Source organism: Dechloromonas denitrificans, from assembly GCF_001551835.1.
GTDB lineage: Bacteria > Pseudomonadota > Gammaproteobacteria > Burkholderiales > Rhodocyclaceae > Azonexus > Azonexus denitrificans.
This window is the reverse complement of the sequence record NZ_LODL01000007.1, coordinates 182,611-202,911: the sequence shown is the minus strand read 5'-3', so window position 1 is coordinate 202,911 and position 20,301 is coordinate 182,611. Positions and strand designations below refer to the sequence as shown.

Sequence of the window (20,301 nt, the reverse complement as noted above, 5' to 3'; positions counted from 1 at the left end):
TCCCCAATCCCCACGGAGAAATGAACATGAAAAAAATCAAATGTGCGCTGATCGGCCCCGGCAACATCGGCACCGATCTGCTCTACAAACTGCAGCGCAGCCCGGTGCTGGAGCCGGCCTGGATGGTCGGCATCGATCCGGAATCGGAAGGCCTGAAGCGGGCCGCCGAACTGGGCCTGAAAGTCACCGCCGGCGGCGTCGACGGTCTGCTGCCGCACGTGCTGGAAGATGGCGTGCAGATCGCCTTCGATGCGACGTCCGCCTACGTCCATGCCGAGAACAGCCGCAAGCTCAACGAACTCGGCGTGCTGATGATCGACCTGACGCCGGCCGCCATCGGCCCCTTCTGCGTGCCGCCGGTCAATCTGAAGACCCTGGTCGGCCAGGGCGAGATGAACGTCAATATGGTGACCTGCGGCGGGCAGGCGACGATTCCCATGGTCGCCGCCATCTCCCGCGTCCAGAAGGTCAAGTATGGCGAGATCGTCGCCACCATCAGTTCGAAGAGCGCCGGTCCCGGCACCCGCAAGAACATCGACGAATTCACCCGCACCACCTCGGGCGCCATCGAGCAGGTCGGCGGCGCCGAAAAGGGCAAGGCGATCATCATCATCAACCCGGCCGAACCGCCGCTGATCATGCGCGACACCGTGCATTGCCTGACCGAAGGCACGCCGGATCAGGCGCGGATCACCGACTCGATCCTGACCATGATCGCCGAAGTGCAGAAGTACGTGCCCGGCTACCGCCTGGTCAATGGCCCGGTCTTCGACGGCAACCGCGTCTCGGTCTTCCTCGAAGTGCAGGGCCTCGGCGACTTCCTGCCGACCTATGCCGGCAACCTCGACATCATGACCGCCGCGGCGGCCCGTACGGCGGAAATGTTCGCCGAAGAAATCATCAAAGGCGCGCTCAAGCTTGAGCCGGTCGCCGGGTAAGGAGAAGACCATGACTTTGCGCGGCAAGAACGTTACCGTCCACGACATGACCCTGCGGGATGGCATGCATCCCAAGCGGCACCTGATGAGCCTCGACCAGATGGTCAGCATCGCCACCGGCCTCGACCAGGCCGGTATCCCGCTGATCGAGGTCACCCACGGCGACGGCCTGGGCGGCTCCTCGGTCAACTACGGCTTCCCGGCCCATACCGACGAGGAATACCTCGGCGCGGTGATTCCGAAAATGCAGCAGGCCAAGGTTTCGGCGCTGCTGCTGCCGGGCATCGGCACCGTCGATCACCTGAAGATGGCGCGCGACCTGGGCGTCCATACCATCCGCGTCGCCACCCACTGCACCGAGGCCGACGTCTCGGAACAGCACATCAAGATGGCCAGGAAGCTCGACATGGATACCGTCGGTTTCCTGATGATGAGCCACATGAACAGCCCGGAAGGCCTAGTCAAGCAGGCCAAACTGATGGAAGGCTACGGTGCCAACTGCATCTACGTCACCGACTCGGCCGGCCACCTGCTGCCGGATACCGTCAAGGCCCGCCTCGGTGCCGTGCGTGACGCGCTGAAGCCGGAAACCGAACTCGGCTTCCACGGCCACCACAACCTGGCCATGGGCGTTGCCAACAGCATTGCCGCGATCGAAGTCGGTGCCAACCGCATCGACGCGGCTGCCGCCGGCCTCGGCGCCGGCGCCGGCAACACGCCGATGGAAGTGCTGATCGCCGTCTGCGACCTGATGGGTATCGCAACCGGGGTCGATGTCTTCAAGATCCAGGACGTCGCCGAAGACCTGGTGGTGCCGATCATGGACTTCCCGATCCGCATCGACCGCGATGCGCTGACCCTCGGCTATGCCGGTGTCTATGGCTCCTTCCTGCTCTTCGCCAAGCGCGCCGAGAAGAAGTACGGCGTTCCGGCCCGCGACATTCTGGTCGAGATGGGCCGGCGCGGCATGGTCGGCGGCCAGGAGGACATGATCGAGGACACCGCGCTGACCCTGGCCCGCCAACGCGGCCTGGCCGTCTGACGATGCCGGGCCGGGCGCTTGCCGCGCGGCCCGGTTTTTGCCCTGTTTTGATCGTCGACCGCAGCGGTCGACCTGGAGTCCTTCATGGATGCTGAAATCTTCGCCCTGCTTGCTCAGGACGGCGTCACCAACGGCGCCATCTATGCCTTGCTGGCACTGGCGCTGGTCCTGGTCTTTGCCGTCACCCGGATCATTTTTATCCCGCAGGGCGAATTCCTCGCCTGGGGCGCACTGACCATGGCGGCACTGGAGGCCGGCCACTACCCGGGCACCGTCTGGTTGCTGCTCGGCGCCGGCGGCCTTGCCTTCGGGGCCGACATCGTCGCCGCGCAACCCGGGCGCCGCCGGCTCGGCAAGTCGCTGCTCTGGAATATCGCCTATCCGCTGGCCGTCGCCGGCCTGCTCTGGTTCCTGCCGCTCGCCGAGTTGCCGCACGCGGTCAAGGCCGGACTGGCGCTGGCCATCGTCGTGCCGATGGGGCCGATGCTCTACCGCGTCGCCTTCCAGCCGGTGGCCGAAGCGCCGGTGCTTATCCTGCTCATCATCTCGGTTGCCCTGCACCTGCTGATGGTCGGTCTCGGCCTGCTCATCTTCGGGCCGGAAGGTTCGCGCACCGCACCGTTCAGCCAGGCGCAGATCGAAGTCGGTACGCTGCTGGTCGGCGGCCATACGCTGGTCGTGCTCGCCGCCTCACTGGCGCTGATCGTCGGCCTCTACCTGTATTTCGACCGCACGCTGGCCGGCAAGGCCTTGCGCGCCACCGCCATCAACCGCAATGGCGCCCGCCTGATGGGCATCTCGCCGGCCCTGGCCGGTCGCCAGACCTTCTTCTTCGCGGCGCTGATCGGCACGCTGTCCGGCCTTTTGGTGGCGCCGCTGACCACGGTCTATTACGACAGCGGCTTCCTGATCGGCCTCAAGGGCTTCGTTGCCGCCATCATCGGCGGCCTGGCCAGCTACCCGCTGGCCGCCGGCGGGGCGATCATCGTCGGCCTGCTCGAATCCTTCTCCTCCTTCTGGGCCAGCGCCTTCAAGGATGTGCTGGTGTTCACGCTGATCATCCCGGTGCTGATCTGGCTTTCCTGGAAGACCCATCATGTCGAGGAAGAGGAAACGGCGCATGTCGTGACGACGGCGCGGCGCGACGGCTGGATCAGCCCACGCCTGGCGCTCGGCGTCTTCCTCGGCGTGCTGCTGCTGGCGCCGCTGGTGCTGCCCGAGTTCTACGTCACGCTGCTCAACTACGTCGGCCTGTCGGCCCTGGTTGCCCTTGGCCTGGTGCTGCTGACCGGGGTCGGCGGTCTGACCTCGTTCGGCCAGGCGGCTTTCGTCGGCCTTGGCGCCTACACCACGGCCTGGCTGACCAGTTCCAGCGAGTTACCCACCTGGCTCGGTTTTGCTGCCGGCTCGCCGTGGATGGCGCTGGCCCTCGGCCTGCTGCTGACGGCAACGGTGGCGGTGATCCTCGGTTCGGTGACCCTCAAGCTGTCCGGCCATTACCTGCCGCTCGGCACCATGGCCTGGGGCATCAGCCTGTTCTTCCTGTTCGGCAACATGGAATTCCTCGGCGGCCATGCCGGCCTCTCCAACCTGCCGCCGATCAGCATTTTCGGGCTGGATCTGCTCGACAACCGCCATTACTACTACCTGGTCTGGGCCTTCGTGCTGGCCGCGCTGTTCACCACCAAGAACCTGCTCGATTCCCGCGAAGGCCGGGCCATCCGGGCCCTGAAGGGCGGCATGGTGATGGCCGAGGCGATGGGCGTCGATACCTCGCGGGCGCGCATGGTGATCTTCGTCATTGCCGCACTGCACGCCTGCGCCGCCGGCTGGCTCTATGCCCACCTGCAGCGCTTCGTCAATCCGACCCCGTTCGGCCTGCACATCGGCATCGAGTACCTGTTCATGGCCGTCGTCGGCGGCGCCGGGCAGGTCTGGGGCGCCCTGGTCGGGGCCGGCGTGATCACCGTGCTCAAGCAGTGGCTGCAGGACATCCTGCCCAAGCTGTTCGGCTCGGCCGGGCATTTCGAGGTCATCGTCTTCGGCCTGCTGATGATCGTCGTCCTGCACCGGGCCCGCGACGGCCTGTGGCCGCTGCTCGCCCGGCTGATGCCGGTGCGCCAAGAGCCGAAGCTGATCGATGCGACGGCCGAACCCCTGGCGAAGAAGGCGCAGCCGCCGCATGGCGAGGTCATTCTCGAGGCCAAAGCGGTGACCCGCAAGTTCGGTGGCCTGGTTGCCAACAACAACATGAACCTGCATGTCCAGGCCGGCGAAATCCTCGCCCTGATCGGCCCGAACGGTGCGGGAAAAAGCACCATGTTCAACCAGCTCTCCGGCGTCGATACGCCGACCTCCGGTGAAATCCTCTTCCGCGGCCAGCCGGTGGCCGGCCACAGCTCGCGCGAAATCGCCGCCCTCGGCATGAGCCGGACCTTCCAGCATGTCCGCCTGCTGCCCAACATGAGCGTCTTGGAGAACGTCGCCATCGGTGCCCATCGGCGCGGCAGCAAAGGCGTGCTGGCGGCGGCCTGGCGCCTCGACCGGGCCGAAGAGGCCCGTGTGCTGCGCGAAGCGGCGCTCCAGGTCGAACGGGTCGGGCTCGGCGAGTTCATGCATGTCGAGGCCGGCAGCCTGGCCCTCGGCCAGCAGCGCATCCTCGAAATCGCCCGCGCGCTGTGTTCCGACCCCTGCCTGCTGCTGCTCGACGAACCGGCAGCCGGCCTGCGCCTGAAGGAAAAACAGGCGCTGTCCGACCTGCTCAAACGCCTGAAGTCGGAAGGTATGGCGGTGCTGATCGTCGAACACGACATGGATTTCGTGATGAGCCTGGTCGACCGCGTCGTGGTCATGGAATTCGGCGAAGAAATCGCCACCGGGCTGCCGGAGGAAGTGCAGTGCGATCCGGCGGTGCTGGAAGCGTATTTAGGGGGTGTCGCGGCATGAGTCGTAACGTACTGGAAGTCAAAGACCTCTCGGTCGCCTACGGCAAGGTCGAGGCGGTCAGCAAGATCAGCCTGGAAGTGGGCGAGGGCAAGATCGTTACGGTGATCGGCCCGAACGGCGCCGGCAAGACGACGACGCTGTCGGCGATCATGGGCCTGCTGCCATCCTCGGGCGAGGTCGCTTTCGACGGCAGCATCGAACAGGTGCCGGAAGTCGAGCGCATGGTGGTGCGCGGCATGAACCTGGTGCCGGAAAAGCGCGAGCTGTTCGGCACCATGACGATCGAGGACAACCTGCTGCTCGGCGCCTTTCAGCGCAATCGGCACGGCCATCGCGACCATGCGCAGACGATGGAGGAGGTCTATGCGCTCTTCCCGCGCCTCAAGGAGCGCCGCCAACAGCAGGCCGGCACGATGTCGGGCGGCGAGCGCCAGATGCTGGCCGTCGGCCGGGCGCTGATGGCCAAGCCCAAGCTGCTGATGCTCGACGAACCCAGTCTTGGTCTTGCACCACTGATCGTCCGCGAAATCTTCCGCATCATTGCCGAACTGCGCCGGCGCGGCGTCTCCATCCTGCTTGTCGAGCAGAATGCCCGCGCCGCGCTGCAGGTCGCCGACTACGCCTATGTGCTGGAAAACGGCGCGGTCAAGATGCAGGGCGAGGCCGAGATGCTGCGCAACGATCCGCGCGTCATCGAAAGCTACCTCGGCCTGGCCAGCAAGCACCAGGAACTGCTGTCGACCTGACAGCGATTGGAGAACAGACATGCAAGCACTTCACATCATCGGCGAGGAGCATCAATCCCTGGCGGGCATCCTGCATGCCATCCGCTTCATGCTCAAGGAGGTTGCGGCCGGCAAGCTCGAACCCGACCTCAAGCTGTTCCAGGCGATGGTGCATTACCTCGACGCCTATGCCGAGAAGCGCCATCATCCGAAGGAAGACCTTCTGTTCCGCCACCTGCCGCTGCGGACGGCGGAAGGTGCCGAAGCCCTGGCCGAGCTCGCGGCCCAGCATGCCGCGGCGCCGCAGCGCATGGCGGCCCTCGAACAGGCGCTGGCCGGCTTCGTCGCCGACCCCGGCCGTTTCGACGATTTCGTCAGGGCCTTCGAGCGCTATGCCGAGTTCTACCGTGAGCACATGATGCTCGAGGAGGAGATCGTGCTGCCGCTGCTGCGCCGCTATTTGACGGAAGCCGACTGGCTTGCGGTGAACCGCGATTTTCTCGCCGAAATGGCGGCCAATTCCGGGCAGGATGGGGCAACGGAAAATTTCTCGGCGCTCTTCTCGCGCCTGGTCGATTGCGCACCGGCGCCGATTGGTTTCGGCCCGCGGCCGTTCTGCAACTAAAAACAAGCACTTATTTTTGAAAGGAAACACCCCATGAGCACAACACCCCTCAGCGAAGCCGCGACCAGCAAGTTCGTCCGCATCCAGGAAGGCGACCTCGATCTGCAACTGCATTACAACGACTGCGGCAGCGGCGCCGAAACGGTGGTCATGCTGCACGGTTCCGGCCCCGGCGCCAGTGGCTGGGCCAACTTCAACCGCAACGTCGAGCCGCTGGTCGCGGCCGGCTACCGGGTGATCCTGATGGACTGCCCGGGTTGGAGCAAGAGCGACCCGATCGTGTGTACCGGTTCTCGCTCCGAACTCAACGGCCGCGCCCTGAAGGGCCTGCTCGATGCCCTCGATCTCGAGCGTGTCCATATCATCGGCAACTCGATGGGCGGCCACAGTGCCGTCGCCTTCGCGCTGGCCAATCCGACCCGCGTCGGCAAGCTGGTGCTGATGGGCGGCGGCACCGGCGGCCCGAGCCAGTTCGTGCCGATGCCGACCGAAGGCATCAAGCTGCTGCAAGGCCTGTATCGCGAGCCGAGCATCGACAACCTGAAGAAGATGATGGCCGTCTTCGTCTTCGATTCGAGCAGCCTGACCGAAGAGCTCTACCAGGCCCGCCTCGACAACATGATGGCGCGCCGCGACCACCTGGAAAACTTCGTCAAGAGCCTGGCCGCCAATCCGAAGCAGTTCACCGACTACGGCCCGCGCCTCGGCGAAGTGACGGCGCCGGCGCTGGTCATCTGGGGCCGCGACGACCGCTTCGTGCCGATGGATGTCGGCCTGCGCCTGCTCTGGGGCATGCCGAACGCCGAACTGCACATCTTCAACCGCTGCGGCCACTGGGCGCAATGGGAGCATGCCGACAAGTTCAACCGCATGGTGCTCGATTTCCTGGCGCACTGAACGCCGCCTTTTCCCAATGCTGCATCGGCCGCCTCGAGCGGCCGTTTTTATTGCGGACCTTGAAAGCTGCTTGGCGCGGCCCCTTCCCGGGCGCGCTCAACGCCGGCAATTCGTGGCAGACTAAAGTCCTTGCGTCAATTCGTGCTTTATCCCTATCGTTTTGCAGAGAAATATGGATAATTCCACGCTAATAAATTTAGCAGTTTTAAAATATTGAGCGGCTGGAGAAATAGATTTGGAGAAAACCTGCGTTCTGGTGGTCGATGACGAGCCGATTGGTCGCGAGACGCTGGCCGAGAATCTGAGCGAAGAGGGTTATCAGGTCATCGAAGCCGAATCCGGCGAGGCTGCCTGGCGGCTGATCGACGCCATGCCGGAGCGCTTCGACGCCATCCTGCTCGATCGCATGATGCCGGACATGGATGGCATCGAAATTCTCCGCCGGGTCAAGATGCGACCGGACATGATGCATGTGCCGGTCATCATGCAGACCGGCATGACGGCCGATAGCGACGTCCTCGAGGGCCTTCGGGCCGGTGCCTACTATTACCTGACCAAGCCGTTCTCGGCCGATACGCTGCTCGCCATCGTCGCCGCCGCCACCCGCGACTATCGCGGCCACAAGGAGCTGGCCGAGGAGGTGCAGCGGCAGAGCCGGACGCTGTCCTGCCTGGTCCAGGCGCGCTTTCTGTTCCGGACGCCGGACGACGCCCGCAATCTGGCGGCCCTGGCCGCCAACGCGGCCCCCGAGCCGGGCCGGGTGGTGCTCGGTCTTTCCGAACTGATGCTGAACGCCGTCGAGCATGGCAACCTGGCCATCGGCTACGACGAAAAAACCCGCCTGATCGAAGAGGGCGCCTTGCACGACCAGATCGCGCAGCGCCTGGCTACGGCGGAGCTCGGCGCCCGCCAGGCCGAGCTGGCCATCGAGCGGGCCGGCGATGAACTGGTGTTCGTGATCCGCGATCAGGGGGCCGGTTTCGATTGGCGGGCTTATCTCGAAATGAGCCCGGACCGCGCCTTCGATACCCACGGTCGCGGCATCGCCATGTCGCGGATGATCAGCTTCGACAGCCTCGAATATTGCGGTTGCGGCAACGAGGTCAAGGCCGCCATCAAGCTGCCGGCCGCCTGAGTCAGGCGGCACCCGGCGGCGGGTAACCGTTCAAGCCGGCTTGAGGCTGGCCAGCGCCGGGTCGAGCTGTTGCAGCGCCAGCGGAAAATCGTAATTGTTCAGGGCGCGACCGAAGGCCGGATAGGCGTCGCCCAGCGTCTGCTTCAATACCTCGGCCAATTGCCGGCTCATTTCCTGCGATTGCAGATCGTCTTCGGCGAGCAGTCGGCGCAACTGCAGCAGTTGTTGGCGTGCCTTTTCCGGATCGACCGGCGCCACCGTGACGACCAGCGCCGCCAGTTCATGCTGCAGCGTGGCGCAGGTTTGCTGATGCACCTTTTCCAGTTCGCCAGCCAGGGCGCTGATCTGCTCGGCGGCCTGTTCCTCGCGCAGGGCGCGGTCGAGCGCGGCCGCCGCATGCTGCACGCCACTCAGGCCCAGCATGCCGGCCGTGCCTTTTTGCGTGTGGGCGAGGCGGCGCGCCGTGCCGAGCTCGCCGTCGTCCAGGCAGCGGCGGATATCGGCCGGCGCCTTGCCGTGGTGGTCGAGGTATTTTTGCAGCAGTTCGAGATAGCGGCTGGTTTTGCCGTTGAGCGAGGCGAGGCCGCTGGCGGTGTCGAAACCAGGCTGCTGGCGCAGGCGTTCGAGAATGGCGAGCGCGGCGGCAGCCGGCTGCGGGGCGCTGGGCAAGGCCACCGGCTGGGCCAACCTGGCGCTGGCCGGTAGCCAGTTGATCAGGGTTTGGTAAAGAACGTCCGGGCTGACCGGCTTGGCAATGTGGCCGACCATGCCCGCCGCCAGGCAGGCGGCGCGGTCTTCGTCGAAGGCATTGGCGGTCATCGCCAGAATCGGCACGGTCGACCGGCCGGGTAGCGCCAGAATGCGCCGGCTGGCTTCCAGGCCGTCCATCACCGGCATCTGCATGTCCATCAGGATCAGGTCGTAGGCGGTGTTGCGGGCCATCTCGACCGCCTGCTCGCCATTGCCGGCGAGTTCGACGGTCAGGCCGGCATGGCGCAGCAGTTCGCTGGCCACTTCCTGGTTGACCGGGTCGTCCTCGGCGAGCAGGACGCGCTGGCCGCTGTGCAGGCGGCTGATTTTTGCCTCGAAATCGAGGTCGACCGCCGGACTCGCCGTCAGCGTCGGCTGCGGGGCGACCAGGCGCAAGCGGGCGGTCATCCAGAAGGTGCTGCCTTGCCCGGGCGTGCTCTGCATGCCGGTATCGCCGCCCATCATCCGCGCCAGTTGGCGGCTGATGGCGAGACCGAGGCCGGTGCCGCCGAAGCGGCGGGTGGTCGAGTCGTCGGCCTGTTCGAAGGGACGGAACAGACGGGCCTGAATCGCCGGTTCGATGCCGATGCCGCTGTCCTCGACTTCGCAGCGCAGCAGCACCTGCTCACCCTGTTGTTCAGCCAGACCGACCCGCAGGTGGATCTGCCCGTGCTCGGTGAACTTGATGGCATTGGAGAGGAAGTTGAGCAATATCTGCTGCAGGCGTTTGGGGTCGCCATGGACGGTGGCCGGCAGGGCGGGATCGATCACGGCATTGAGTCCTAGCCCCTTGTCGCGGGCCCGGTAGTCGATCATGGTCAGGGTGTCGGCGATCAGCTTGGCCGGCTGGAAGTCGCATTCTTCAAGCTGCAGCTTTTCGGCCTCGATTTTGGAGATGTCGAGAATGTCGTTGATCACTGCCAGCAGATGCTGGGCGGAGTCGGAAACGCGGCCGAGGCGCTCCTTCTGGGCGGCATCGCCGGCATCACGGCGGAGCAGGTGGGTCAGTCCGATCACGGCATTGAGCGGGGTCCGGATTTCGTGGCTCATGTTGGCCAGGAAGGCGCTCTTGGCGCGGCTGGCTCGCTCGGCCTGTTCCTTGGCGGCGGCCAGTTCGTGGGTGCGGGCTTCGACCATCGCCTCCAGCCGGCGCCGGTACTCGACCAGCTCGGTTTCGGCCTGGCGTCGTTCGGTGACATCGGAGGTGAAGCCGAGGATGTGCGGCGCGCCGTCGATATCGATCAGGGCGGCCGACATTTCGACATTGCGCAGCTTGCCGTAGCGATCCCGCCAGAGGCCTGGCTGGTTGAGCAGGGTGCCGTGCTGCATCAGTTTCTCGACCCACTGGTGACGGGCTTCCGGATTGGGCCAGATGCCGATTTCGAGCGCGGTCTTGCCGAGCATTTCGGCCCGTTGCCAGCCGAAGAAGTCCAGGTAGTTATCGTTGACGTCGACAAAGCGGCCGTCGTCGGCGCGGACGATCGAGGCGGCCAGCGGGCTGGCGTTGAAGGCGATGCGGAAACGCTCCTGCTCGGCCCGGGTGGCGGTTTCCACTGCCAGCAACTGGCGATAGCGCTGCGCCCCGAGGCGCTGGTGGATGAAGCCGAAGACGCCGGCGGCAGCGAGCAGCAGGCCGCCGATCAGGGCGAGAATCAGGCGCGAGGCGCTCGCCCAACCGGAAAGCGCCTCCGCCCGGGCCACCTTGGCGATGATGTACCACGGCGAGTCGGCGATGGCCTGGACCGAGGCGATGACCGGCACGCCGGCATAATCATGGCCTTCGACGATCCCGGTCTTGCCGCCGAAGACGGCCTGGATCGATGGCACGTCGCGCTGGGTATTCGGCACGCGCAGTTGTAGCGGGGCATTGGCCCGGTTGCGCAGTTGGTTGAGAAAAATGACCTGGTCCTCGTCACGGCGGACGAGCAGGGTTTCCGCGGTCTGGCTGGGCAGCGGCCAGGATTGCAGCACCGGGTAGATAAAGGTGCGCGGATCGAGTTGCAGGATGATCGCCCCGATCCGGCGCGTCTGCTGGCCGTCGACAATGCTCAGCGGGGCCACGACATCGGCGTGAATCAGGCCGTTTTCCGGGTCCGGGTGAAAATCGTTCAAGGCGGCCCGGCGCTGGCTGGCGGCCATCTCGAGGGCCAGGAAGAGGCCGTCTTGCAAGCGGCCGCGGCGGTCGCTCGAGCTGATCCGGACATTGCCGTCGTTGTCGAGGAGCAGCACGTCGAAATACTGATAGTTCTGTTTCAGGGAAGCGAGCTGGCTGCGCAGGCGTTTTTCCAGACGCGGGCTGCCCTCGGCAAACCATTGTTCGACCTGTTCGGCGAGCAAGGTGTTGTCGACCAGGATCTGGCCGTCGGCAATCCGTTCGCGTCGCCATTCGATGATCTGCTGCGATTTCAGTTCGCTGACAGCCCGCAATTGATCGCCGGCCAGGGTGATCTGGTGCTGCCGCTCGGTCAGATAGAAAGCGGTGCCGCCGGCGGCAAGCAGCAGCAGGACCAGGCCCAGGGCCGGAAAGTACCAGCGCGGCGTCCGGTGCTCCGCGGCTTGATCAGCCATGATCGGCGGCCAGCAGGCCGAGCGCGGCTTCGAAATCGAAGGCGTTGACGGCCGCCATGAAGGCCGGGAAGCGGTTGCCCAGCTCATGCTTGAGCAGGGCCTTGTTCTGCGCGACGATGGCTTGGCAGCCCAGTTCGCCTTCCTTGAGCTGGCTGCCCAGGTCGCTCAGTACGGCGAGGCGGGTCGCTTCATCGGGCAAGGCGGCCGAACTGTCAGCGGGGCCGGCGTTTTCGGCCGGCAGCACGCAATGCAGGGCGGCGCAGAGTTCGGTGTAACGGGCCGCACAATCGGCGATCAGCGTGTCGATGACAACGGCCGGCTGTTGGTTGCGGATCGCGGTTTCGAGGCTGGCCGCCGCCTGCTGGACGGCGGTGGCGCCCAGGGTACCGGCGGCCCCCTTCAGCGAGTGGGCGAGACGGCGTGCTTCGCTGTGCTGGCTGGCGCGCAGTTGCTGATGGATGTTGGCGAAGTCCTCGCCGTGGCTGCTGGAAAACTTGCCGAGCAGACGACAGTAGCTGGGCAGACGGTCGCGCACGGCTTGCAGGCCAAAGCGGGCATCCAGCCCGGGAATGTTGGCCAGCGCGCCGCGCAGGGCCTGGTCGTCGGCCGGTGGGGGCGCCCCGGGCTTGCTTGCCGCGCCCGGCGCAATCGAGCCCGGCGCCAGCCAGCGGGCCAGCGTGGTGAACAGCACCTCGGGGTCGACCGGCTTGGCGACGTGGTCGTTCATGCCGGCTGCCAGACAGGTGGCGCGGTCCTCGTCGAAAGCGTTGGCGGTCATCGCCAGGATCGGCACGCTCGCCCAGCCGGGTAGGGCGCGAATCCGCCGGGTCGCTTCGAGGCCGTCCATGACCGGCATCTGCATGTCCATCAGGATCAACTGGTAGCTTTGCTGGCGGGCCTTGGCCAGCGCTTCGGCGCCGTCACGGGCGATATCGACGCGCAGGCCGACGCTGCGCAGCAGGTCGCTGGCGACTTCCTCGTTGATCGCGTTGTCTTCGACGAGCAGGATGCGGGCGCCGGCATGGCGGCTGCTGATCGCGTTTTCGCTGAGTAGGCGGTCGCTTTGGCCGATGCCCTGATCCGGCGTAGCCGGCAACGGCTGCAGGCGGGCCGTGAACCAGAAGGTACTGCCCTTGCCCGGCGTGCTGTTGACGCCGACGGCGCCATCCATCGCTTCGGCCAGCCGGCTGCTGATGGCGAGGCCGAGGCCGGTGCCGCCGAAGCGGCGGGTGGTCGAGCTGTCGGCCTGTTCAAAGGGAATGAACAGCCGGGACTGGGTGTCGGCGGAAATGCCGATGCCGGTATCGCGCACTTCGCAGCGGACCAGCAGGCCATCCTCGTTCTCGTGAATGAGGCGGGCGGCCAGCGTGATCTGGCCCTGCTCGGTGAATTTGACGGCGTTGGACAGGAAATTGAGCAGAATCTGTTGCAGGCGCAGCGGGTCGCCGAGCAGCATTTCGGGCAGATCCGGATCGATCTCGCAAAATACCGGCAGGTGTTTGGCTTCGGCCCGTTCGGCGATCAGCGCCCGGGTACCCATGAAGACCTCGGGCAGCGAGAAGCCGGCTTTTTCCAACGTCAGCTTGCCAGCCTCGATTTTCGAGAAATCGAGCACGTCGTTGATGATCGACAGCAGGTGTTGCGCCGCATCGGCCACTTTGTTGAGGCGGGCGCGCTGTTCCGGGTCGGTGCTGTCGCGCTGGGCGAGGTGGGTGAGACCCATGATGGCGTTCATCGGGGTGCGGATTTCGTGGCTGATATTGGCCAGGAAGGCGCTCTTGGCCCGGCTGGCCGATTCGGCGGCGTTCTTGGCGGCGATCAGCTCGGTGGTCCGTTCGCCGACCAGTGCTTCGAGATGCAGGTGATAGCGATCGAGTTCGGCGGCCAGCCGCTTTTTCTCGGTGATGTCTTCCTTGATCGCCAGGTAATGACTGATTTGGCCGTCCGGTTGGCGCACCGGCGAAATGATGGCGAATTCCTCGTACACCTCGCCATTCTTGCGCTGGTTGACGAATTCGCCACGCCAGGTTTCGCCCCGTTCAAGGACGGACCACAAATCGACGAAGGTGGCGGCCGGTGTCCGGCCGGAATGCAGGACTTTCGGGTTGGCGCCGATCACTTCGTCGCGCTCGTAGCCGGTGACGCGCAGGAAGGCGTCATTGACATATTCGATTTCAGCCCGCGTGTTGGTGATGACGATGCTGTGCGGGCTCTGCTCAATGGCCAGCGAGTGCTGGCGCAACTGGTCTTCCGCCTGGCGGCGCTGGGTGATGTCCTGGATGGTGCCGAACATCTGGTCCACCCGTCCGTCGTCGCCGAGCCTGATCTCGCCGATGCCGTGCACGTAGCGGACGGCGCCGTCGTTGCGGCGGACGATGCGGTACTCGATGTCGAAATGCGGGTTGCCGGCGCGGACCAGGGCGCGGTTGTAGGCGGTCAGCATCGGACGATCGTCGGGGTGCACGATCTCCAGCCAACTGCTTCTCGAGCGGACGAAACCGGTATCGATGCCGAATATTTCGTCGAGCATCGCCGAACTGCTCCAGTGGTCGAGCCGCGGGTCAAACTGGAAATGGCCGAGGCGGGCCATCCGTTCGGCCTGCCGCAGATTGGCTTCGCGGCGGAGGAGAGCGGCCCGCGAGCGGTGCATCGAGAGGCCGACGCCGAGTTCGCTGGCCAGATCGCAGAGCAGGGGAATTTCGTCGTCGGAAAAGGCGTCAACCTCGCTCGAGTAGAGATTGAAGGCGCCGATCACCTGGCCGTCGATGCGCAGCGGCAGCGAGGCGGACGAGCGTACGCCGGCGCGCTGGGCAAAGCCGCGCCAGCGTTCGTAGCTCGGATCGCTCAGCGTGTCGTGGGTGATTGCCGGCACCCCGGTGCGGATGGCGCGGCCGGTCGGCCCCTGGCCGCTTGGTACATCGGCCCAGCTGATCTCCAGTTGGCTCACCGTGCCGGGTGGAAAGCCCGATTCGGCGAGCGGGATGACCCGCTTTTCGCTATCGTGCATGGCCTGGGCGATCCAGGCCCGATCGTAGCCGCCGATGTCGACGGCCAGACTGCAAATTTCTTCCAGCATCGCCGTTTCATCGTCGTGCCGGATCAGGGCCTGGGCGGCACCGCTCAGCAGGCGCATGGCCCGGTTATGCCGATCCTGCCGTTCGCTGGCCCGGCGTCGTTCGCCGATATCGGTCAGGATGCCGGCGGTCAGTTGCGGCTGGCCGTCCGCCCCGCGTTCGATGACGCAGCCCCGGTCTTCGAGCCAGACCCAACTGCCGTCATCGCGCGCCATGCGGTATTCGGCGACGAAATGGGTGGTTTTGCCGTAATTTACGGTGTCGACCGCAGCATTCAGGGCGGGCCGGTCGTCCGGGTGGATACGGGCGGTCCAGTCGGCCAGCGTGCGCGGAGCGCTGGCTTTGCTGCTGCCGATCAGGCGCAGGGTGCCTTCGCTGAAAATGTAGCGGTCGGATTCGTGGTCGTATTCCCAATTGCCGGCCCCGGCTGCATCAAGTGCCATCTGCATATGGGCTTCGAGGCGCAGGCGGTCGCGTTCCTGGTTGATCTTCTCCAGCGCTTCGTCGAGATGGCGGGCGGCGAGATGATCGAACAGCCGGCGCTGGCTGACGACGCCGGCGACATTGCCGTCACTATCGAAAACCACCATGTGGCGCAGATGGTGGGCGCTCATCTTTTCCAGCGCTTCGGCCACCGGCTCCTCGATGGCGATGCCGATCACCGGCTGGCTCATCACCTGGCCGATCGAGATGCCGTCAAACTTCTGCTTGTCGCGCAGTAGCCTGGGAATGTCGCGTTCGGTCAGGATGCCGAGGGCGTGCCCGTTGTCGCTGACAATGACGTAGTCGGCGCCGCTGTCGACCATGCGGGCAATAGCGGCACTGAGCGGCGTTTCCGGCGCCAGGCGCGGCACATCGTGTTCCATCAGGCTGCTCAACGTCCGCAGGTGCTGGAAGATGTCGATGCCGATATGGAGGCGAAAGTCGGTGTCGCTGACCAGGCCCAGCGTCCGGCCGTTGTCGTCGACGATGACCAGGTGGTGGATGTGTTGCTGCATCGCCAGGTGCCGTGCGGCATACAGGTTCATGCTCGCTTCGGCGGTGATCAGCGGGCGCGACATGATCTGTTCGACCGGCGTCGTGAGCGGACGCAGTTCGTTGAGGCTGCGCACGATATCGGTTTCGGTGACGATGCCGACCGGCTTGTCTTCGATCTCGACGAGCAGGCTGGAGACACGCACTTCGGCCATCCGCCGGGCTGCTTCGTGCAGGGTCTGGCCGGGGGGCACGCCGTGCACGCGGCGGGACATGACGTCGGCGAGAGTCGTGAAAGCGTTTTTTTTCATTGTGACCTGGCCGGGAGCGGGGCGGCGACATCGGTCAACGCGCTGGAAATGGCTGGAATGATGCGTTGCTGCTCGTCGTCGAGGGCGGTGCGCAGGGCTTCGATTTCGTCGGTCGGCAGGTCGGCCCGCAGGCTTGCTTCGAGCTGCGCGGCCGCGCGCTGGATGGCGGTGATGCCGAGCGTCCCGGCCGCGCCTTTCAGCGTATGGGCAGCGCGGATGGCCTCGGCCTGGAGGCCGGCATCGAGCAACTGGGCGATGATCGCCGGGTCGTCGGCATGGGTCTGGGTAAAAATGCCGAGCAGCCGGATGTAGCTATGCAGACGGCCGCGCACCGAGTTCAGGCCGAATTCGGGATCGAGACCATCGATTTGGGCCAGCGCCTGGCGCAGATCGGTCATGGCGGCTGGAGGGTTGTCCGGACTTGGTCGGCTGCTGCTGTTGCCGGCCCGCTTGCCGGAGGGCGCCTGGCCGTCGGCCGGCAGCCATTTGATCAGCGCGCTGTAGAGATGTTGCGGGTCGACCGGCTTGCCGATGTGCTCGTTCATGCCGGCTTCCAGGCAGCGCTGGCGGTCTTCGCTGAAGGCGTTGGCGGTCATCGCCAGGATCGGAACCTGTCGGCCGCTGCCAGCCTCGGCCTGACGGATGGCGCGGGTGGCGGCGAAGCCGTCCATGATCGGCATCTGCAGATCCATCAGGATCAGGTCGTAGTTCGTTTGAGCGGCCATTTCAACGGCTTTTTTGCCGTTCACCGCGACATCGGTTTCCAGGCCAACGGCCTGCAGCAACTCGATGGCCACTTCCTGATTGATCAGGTTGTCTTCGACGACCAGAATGCGGCGCTGGTGAAAGCGTTCGGCCAGCCAGCGCTCGCTGTTTTCGGGCAGCATCGGCACCGGGTCTTCGGCCCGGTTGGCTTGGCCGGGCCGCAGGCGGGCGGTGAACCAGAATGTGCTGCCTTGGCCGGGGTCGCTGCTCAAGCCGGTTTCGCCACCCATCATGACGGCCAGCCGGCGGGCGATGGCGAGGCCGAGCCCGGTGCCGCCAAAGCGCCGGGTGGTCGAGGTGTCGGCCTGTTCGAAGACCTCGAAGATACGGGCCTGCTGTTCGTGCGGGATGCCGATACCGGTATCGCTGACGGCAAAGCGGACGAGCAGGCCGGCCGCTGTTTCTTCCTGCAGCGTGACGTTGATGCCGATCGTGCCGCGCTCGGTGAACTTGACCGCATTGGAGAGAAAATTGAGCAGGATCTGGCCAATACGCAGTGGGTCGCCGACCAGCACCGGCGGCAAGGCCGGGTCGATCGCGCTGTGAAAGCGCAGGCCGCGCGAGCGGATGCGGTCGACGAGCAGGGCGTTGGTATTTTCAAGCAGGCGGGCCAGATCGAAGTCGCTGGGCACCAATTCCAGTTTGCCGGCCTCGATTTTCGAGATGTCGAGAATCTGGTTGATGATGGCCAGCAGGTGCTGCGCGGCGTTGGCGACCTTGCCCAGCCGTTCGAGCTGGAGGCGGTCTTCGGTGTTGCGCTCGGCGAGATGGGTGAGGCCGATGATGGCATTCATCGGTGTCCGGATTTCATGGCTCATGTTGGCCAGGAAGGTACTCTTGGCGCGGCTGGCCGCTTCGGCTGCTTCCTTGGCGGCAGCCAGTTCGGCGGTGCGGGCGTTGACCAGTTCTTCCAGGTGGTGGCGATGCTTTTCCAGTTCGATGCTCGCCTGGCGCTGCTCGGTGATGTCGTCGATAAAGGTGACGAGATGCGCGATGCCGTCCATCTGGACGACTTCCGATGAAATGCTGATCGTCAGCCGGCGGCCATCGTGGGTCACACCGACGGTTTCGAAGTCGGCAATGCGGCCATCGCGGCGGATGATGTCAACCATTCTGATGCGATCGACTTCGCTGCCCCAGAGGCCGGCTTCGAGTGTGGTCTTGCCGATCAGGTCGGCTCGCGGCCAGCCGTATTCGCGGAGCAGGCGTTCGTTGGCATCGACCAGCTTGCCGTCGCTCATCCGGGTGATGCAGGCGGCGACCGGCGCCGCCCGGAACGCGGTGGCCAGGCGTTCCTGCAACTGGCGAACCTCGTCTTCGGCTCGCTTGCGTTCGGAAATGTCGAGAATGAAGGCGAGGACGTAGGGCTGACCGCCGAGCGCGATCATTTCGGCGGAGACACTGACCGAGAGCGGCTGGCCATCGCGCTTCAGCCAGGTGGTCTGGTAGTCGCGCAGATGACCGCTGGTTTCGAGTTCCCGGCGCCAGGTTTCACGGGCCTCTTCGTCTGGCCAGAGGCCGATGTCGAGTGAGCTGCGGCCGAGCAGGTCGCTGCTTTCCCAGCCCAGCATCCGGGCATAGCCGGGATTGACGTCGAGGTAGATGCCGCGATCCGCCGTGCTCAGCGAAATTGCCGCCGGGCTGGCGTTGAAGGCGACCTCGAAGCGTTCCTGCAGTTCATGCAGTTGCGAAATATCGCGGCCGATGCCGATGACGCCGATCAGTGCGCCATGCGAGTCGCGCAGCGGCGCCTTGATGGTGTTGAGCAGTTCGCGATGGCCGTCGCTGGCGAAAGTGACCCATTCTTCGTTGCTGCGGGGGGCACCGGCGGTGAGTGCGGCCTGATCGTTGGCGCGGAAGAACTCGGCGAGTTCGCGGTCGACGAAGTCGAAATCCGTTTTGCCGCAAATCTCTTCCGCCGTGGCACCGAAAAACTGGGTAAAACGTTTGTTGCAGTTGAGGTAGACGCCCTCGGTATCTTTCAGCCAGATGAGGTCGGGAATGGTATCGATCAGGGTGCGCAACTGGGCGCTTTCCTCTTTGACCTGGCGGGCGGCGAGGAGCGCTGCCTGCCGGGCCTGGCGCTCCAGTTCCTGGCGTTCATTGATGCGCTTGATCAGCGAATGGAGCAGCACGGTGAGCAGAACGGCGGTGACGGCGACGAAAAACCAGCCCTTGATCATGCTGGCGATGGCCAGTTGGGCCGGATCGGGCCATAGATAGGCCGCCAGGTGATCGGAAAGCAGTATCCACAGTGCGGCGACCGTGACATAGGGCACGACGACCAGTGCGATCGCTCGGGTCGTGCTTTCTGTAATGTTGTCGTTATCTTGGGTCATGCGCGCTGCCGTCTCCGTGGCATGGGGTCGCCGCTCAGTCGGAATAGGCGTCGGCAATGGCCTTGAAGGTCGGGAACTGATTGATGAAGGCGGCCACGACATCCGGATCGAAATGTGTGCCGTTACCTTCAAGGATCATCGCCTTGGCCTGCTCGTAGGGAATCGCCGGCTTGTAGACGCGCTTGCAGATCAGGGCATCGAAGACATCGGCCAAGGCCATCAGGCGAGCGGCAATCGGGATGGCATCGCCGCGGCGTCCTTCCGGATAGCCGCTGCCATCCCATTTTTCGTGGTGGAAGTGGGCGATTTCCTTGGCGATGGCGAGAAATTCCACCGGTTTTTCGGCATCCTGCTCGGCCAGCTCAATGGCATCGCTGCCCAGCTTGGCGTGGGTTTTCATGATCTCCCACTCTTCCGGGGTCAGCTTGCCCGGCTTGAGCAGGATGTGGTCGGGCACGCCGACCTTGCCGATGTCGTGCAGCGGTGCCGACTGGGCGAGAACATTGATGGTGCGGATATCGAGAAAATGGGAAAAGCGCGGGTGATCCTTGAGACCGAGGGCCAGCGTCCGGACATATTCCTGCGTTCGCCGCAGATGGTTGCCGGTTTCCGGGTCGCGGGTCTCGGCCAGGCGGGCCAGGGCGTGAATGCTGACCCGTTGGATCAACTGGTTTTCGCCCATCCGGCGGGCGACTTCGCCTTCCAGGAAGCTGTTCTGGTCGCGCAGGAAGTCGCGGGCCCGTTTCAGTTCAAGCTGGGTGCGAACCCGGGCGAGCACGATGGCCGGACGCAAGGGCTTGGTGATGTAGTCGACGGCGCCGCAATCCAAGCCGTGTTCCTCATCTTCCGTCGCATCCATGGCGGTGACGAAAATGACCGGGATACCCTGCGTGATCGGGTCGGCCTGCAGTTCGGCCAGCACGGCGTAGCCGTCCATCTCGGGCATCATCACGTCGAGCAGGATGAGATCGGGCGTCGGGTGGCCGTGCGCGATCTGCAAGGCGCGCCGGCCACCGTTGGCGGCGCGGACCCGGTAAGCGGGTTGTAGCAGTTCGCCAAGAACGCTGAGATTCTCGGGGGTGTCATCAACGATCAGGATGGTTGGCTGGCCCTGTGCCATGGTGTCTCCCCTCTAGCCTCTGACGGACGCTGCTTTTTCGGATTATGGGCTTGTGCCGGGAATATTGCTATCGCGGAAAACCCTCTGCCAG

The 20,301-nt window shown here is 65.0% G+C and carries 11 protein-coding genes and 1 pseudogene; 8 read left to right on the top strand and 4 right to left on the bottom strand.

The annotated features are described in order from the left end of the window. Positions 1-26: 26 nt before the first annotated feature. The 8 genes and pseudogenes from AT959_RS03505 to AT959_RS03475 all read left to right on the top strand — a co-directional run bounded on the left by AT959_RS03505 (position 27) and on the right by AT959_RS03475 (position 8,308). Complete coding sequence (locus AT959_RS03505; RefSeq protein ID WP_066880926.1) at positions 27-938, top strand: acetaldehyde dehydrogenase (acetylating); 912 nt, start codon at positions 27-29, stop codon at positions 936-938. A gap of 10 nt (positions 939-948) precedes the next feature. Beyond that, positions 949-1,980, top strand: coding sequence for a 4-hydroxy-2-oxovalerate aldolase (gene dmpG, locus AT959_RS03500; protein ID WP_066880643.1), 1,032 nt, complete (start codon positions 949-951; stop codon positions 1,978-1,980). An 84-nt stretch (positions 1,981-2,064) separates the two neighbouring features. Then, a pseudogene (locus AT959_RS21725) lies at positions 2,065-3,093 on the top strand (branched-chain amino acid ABC transporter permease); the annotation flags it as partial. Positions 3,094-3,132: 39 nt separating this feature from the next. Beyond that, positions 3,133-4,926: a branched-chain amino acid ABC transporter ATP-binding protein/permease gene (locus AT959_RS21720; RefSeq protein ID WP_240481706.1), complete on the top strand. Its 1,794-nt coding sequence runs from the start codon at positions 3,133-3,135 to the stop codon at positions 4,924-4,926. After that, on the top strand, positions 4,923-5,672 hold the full coding sequence (locus AT959_RS03490; RefSeq protein WP_066880640.1) for an ABC transporter ATP-binding protein: 750 nt from the start codon (positions 4,923-4,925) through the stop codon (positions 5,670-5,672). The genes AT959_RS21720 and AT959_RS03490 overlap by 4 nt, the downstream gene beginning before the upstream one ends. 19 nt (positions 5,673-5,691) lie before the next feature. Beyond that, the gene (locus AT959_RS03485) at positions 5,692-6,276 is read left to right on the top strand and encodes a hemerythrin domain-containing protein (protein ID WP_066880638.1); all 585 of its coding nucleotides are present in this window, start codon (positions 5,692-5,694) and stop codon (positions 6,274-6,276) included. A 33-nt stretch (positions 6,277-6,309) separates the two neighbouring features. Beyond that, positions 6,310-7,173 carry an alpha/beta fold hydrolase gene (locus AT959_RS03480; protein ID WP_066880636.1) on the top strand — a complete coding sequence of 288 codons (864 nt, stop codon included), beginning with the start codon at positions 6,310-6,312 and terminating at the stop codon, positions 7,171-7,173. A gap of 235 nt (positions 7,174-7,408) precedes the next feature. Then, the gene (locus tag AT959_RS03475; protein ID WP_066880635.1) at positions 7,409-8,308 is read left to right on the top strand and encodes a response regulator; all 900 of its coding nucleotides are present in this window, start codon (positions 7,409-7,411) and stop codon (positions 8,306-8,308) included. 30 nt (positions 8,309-8,338) lie between these two features. Here the strand turns inward: AT959_RS03475 and AT959_RS03470 are convergent, their stop codons facing one another. Genes AT959_RS03470 through AT959_RS03455 form a run of 4 tightly spaced genes read right to left on the bottom strand, consistent with a single transcriptional unit; the run spans position 8,339 to position 20,210 of the window. Next, complete coding sequence (locus AT959_RS03470; RefSeq protein ID WP_066880634.1) at positions 8,339-11,626, bottom strand: ATP-binding protein; 3,288 nt, start codon at positions 11,624-11,626, stop codon at positions 8,339-8,341. Continuing rightward, positions 11,619-15,986: a CBS domain-containing protein gene (locus AT959_RS03465; protein ID WP_066880633.1), complete on the bottom strand. Its 4,368-nt coding sequence runs from the start codon at positions 15,984-15,986 to the stop codon at positions 11,619-11,621. Before AT959_RS03465 ends, AT959_RS03470 begins: the two co-directional genes overlap by 8 nt. Continuing rightward, entirely contained in the window at positions 15,983-19,090 is a 3,108-nt protein-coding gene (locus tag AT959_RS03460; RefSeq protein WP_066880631.1) for a PAS domain-containing hybrid sensor histidine kinase/response regulator, read from the bottom strand. Before AT959_RS03460 ends, AT959_RS03465 begins: the two co-directional genes overlap by 4 nt. Before the next feature lie 34 nt (positions 19,091-19,124). Further along, complete coding sequence (locus tag AT959_RS03455; RefSeq protein WP_066880630.1) at positions 19,125-20,210, bottom strand: response regulator; 1,086 nt, start codon at positions 20,208-20,210, stop codon at positions 19,125-19,127. Positions 20,211-20,301 lie beyond the last annotated feature (91 nt).

Excerpts from the sequence above, each read along its gene's own strand:
- AT959_RS03505 (WP_066880926.1), top strand. The coding sequence starts at position 27 with ATGAAAAAAATCAAATGTGCGCTGATCGGCCCCGGCAACATCGGCACC.
- dmpG (WP_066880643.1), top strand. The coding sequence starts at position 949 with ATGACTTTGCGCGGCAAGAACGTTACCGTCCACGACATGACCCTGCGG.
- AT959_RS03490 (WP_066880640.1), top strand. The coding sequence starts at position 4,923 with ATGAGTCGTAACGTACTGGAAGTCAAAGACCTCTCGGTCGCCTACGGC.
- AT959_RS03485 (WP_066880638.1), top strand. The coding sequence starts at position 5,692 with ATGCAAGCACTTCACATCATCGGCGAGGAGCATCAATCCCTGGCGGGC.
- AT959_RS03480 (WP_066880636.1), top strand. The coding sequence starts at position 6,310 with ATGAGCACAACACCCCTCAGCGAAGCCGCGACCAGCAAGTTCGTCCGC.
- AT959_RS03470 (WP_066880634.1), bottom strand. The coding sequence starts at position 11,626 with ATGGCTGATCAAGCCGCGGAGCACCGGACGCCGCGCTGGTACTTTCCG.
- AT959_RS03465 (WP_066880633.1), bottom strand. The coding sequence starts at position 15,986 with ATGAAAAAAAACGCTTTCACGACTCTCGCCGACGTCATGTCCCGCCGC.
- AT959_RS03460 (WP_066880631.1), bottom strand. The coding sequence starts at position 19,090 with ATGACCCAAGATAACGACAACATTACAGAAAGCACGACCCGAGCGATC.
- AT959_RS03455 (WP_066880630.1), bottom strand. The coding sequence starts at position 20,210 with ATGGCACAGGGCCAGCCAACCATCCTGATCGTTGATGACACCCCCGAG.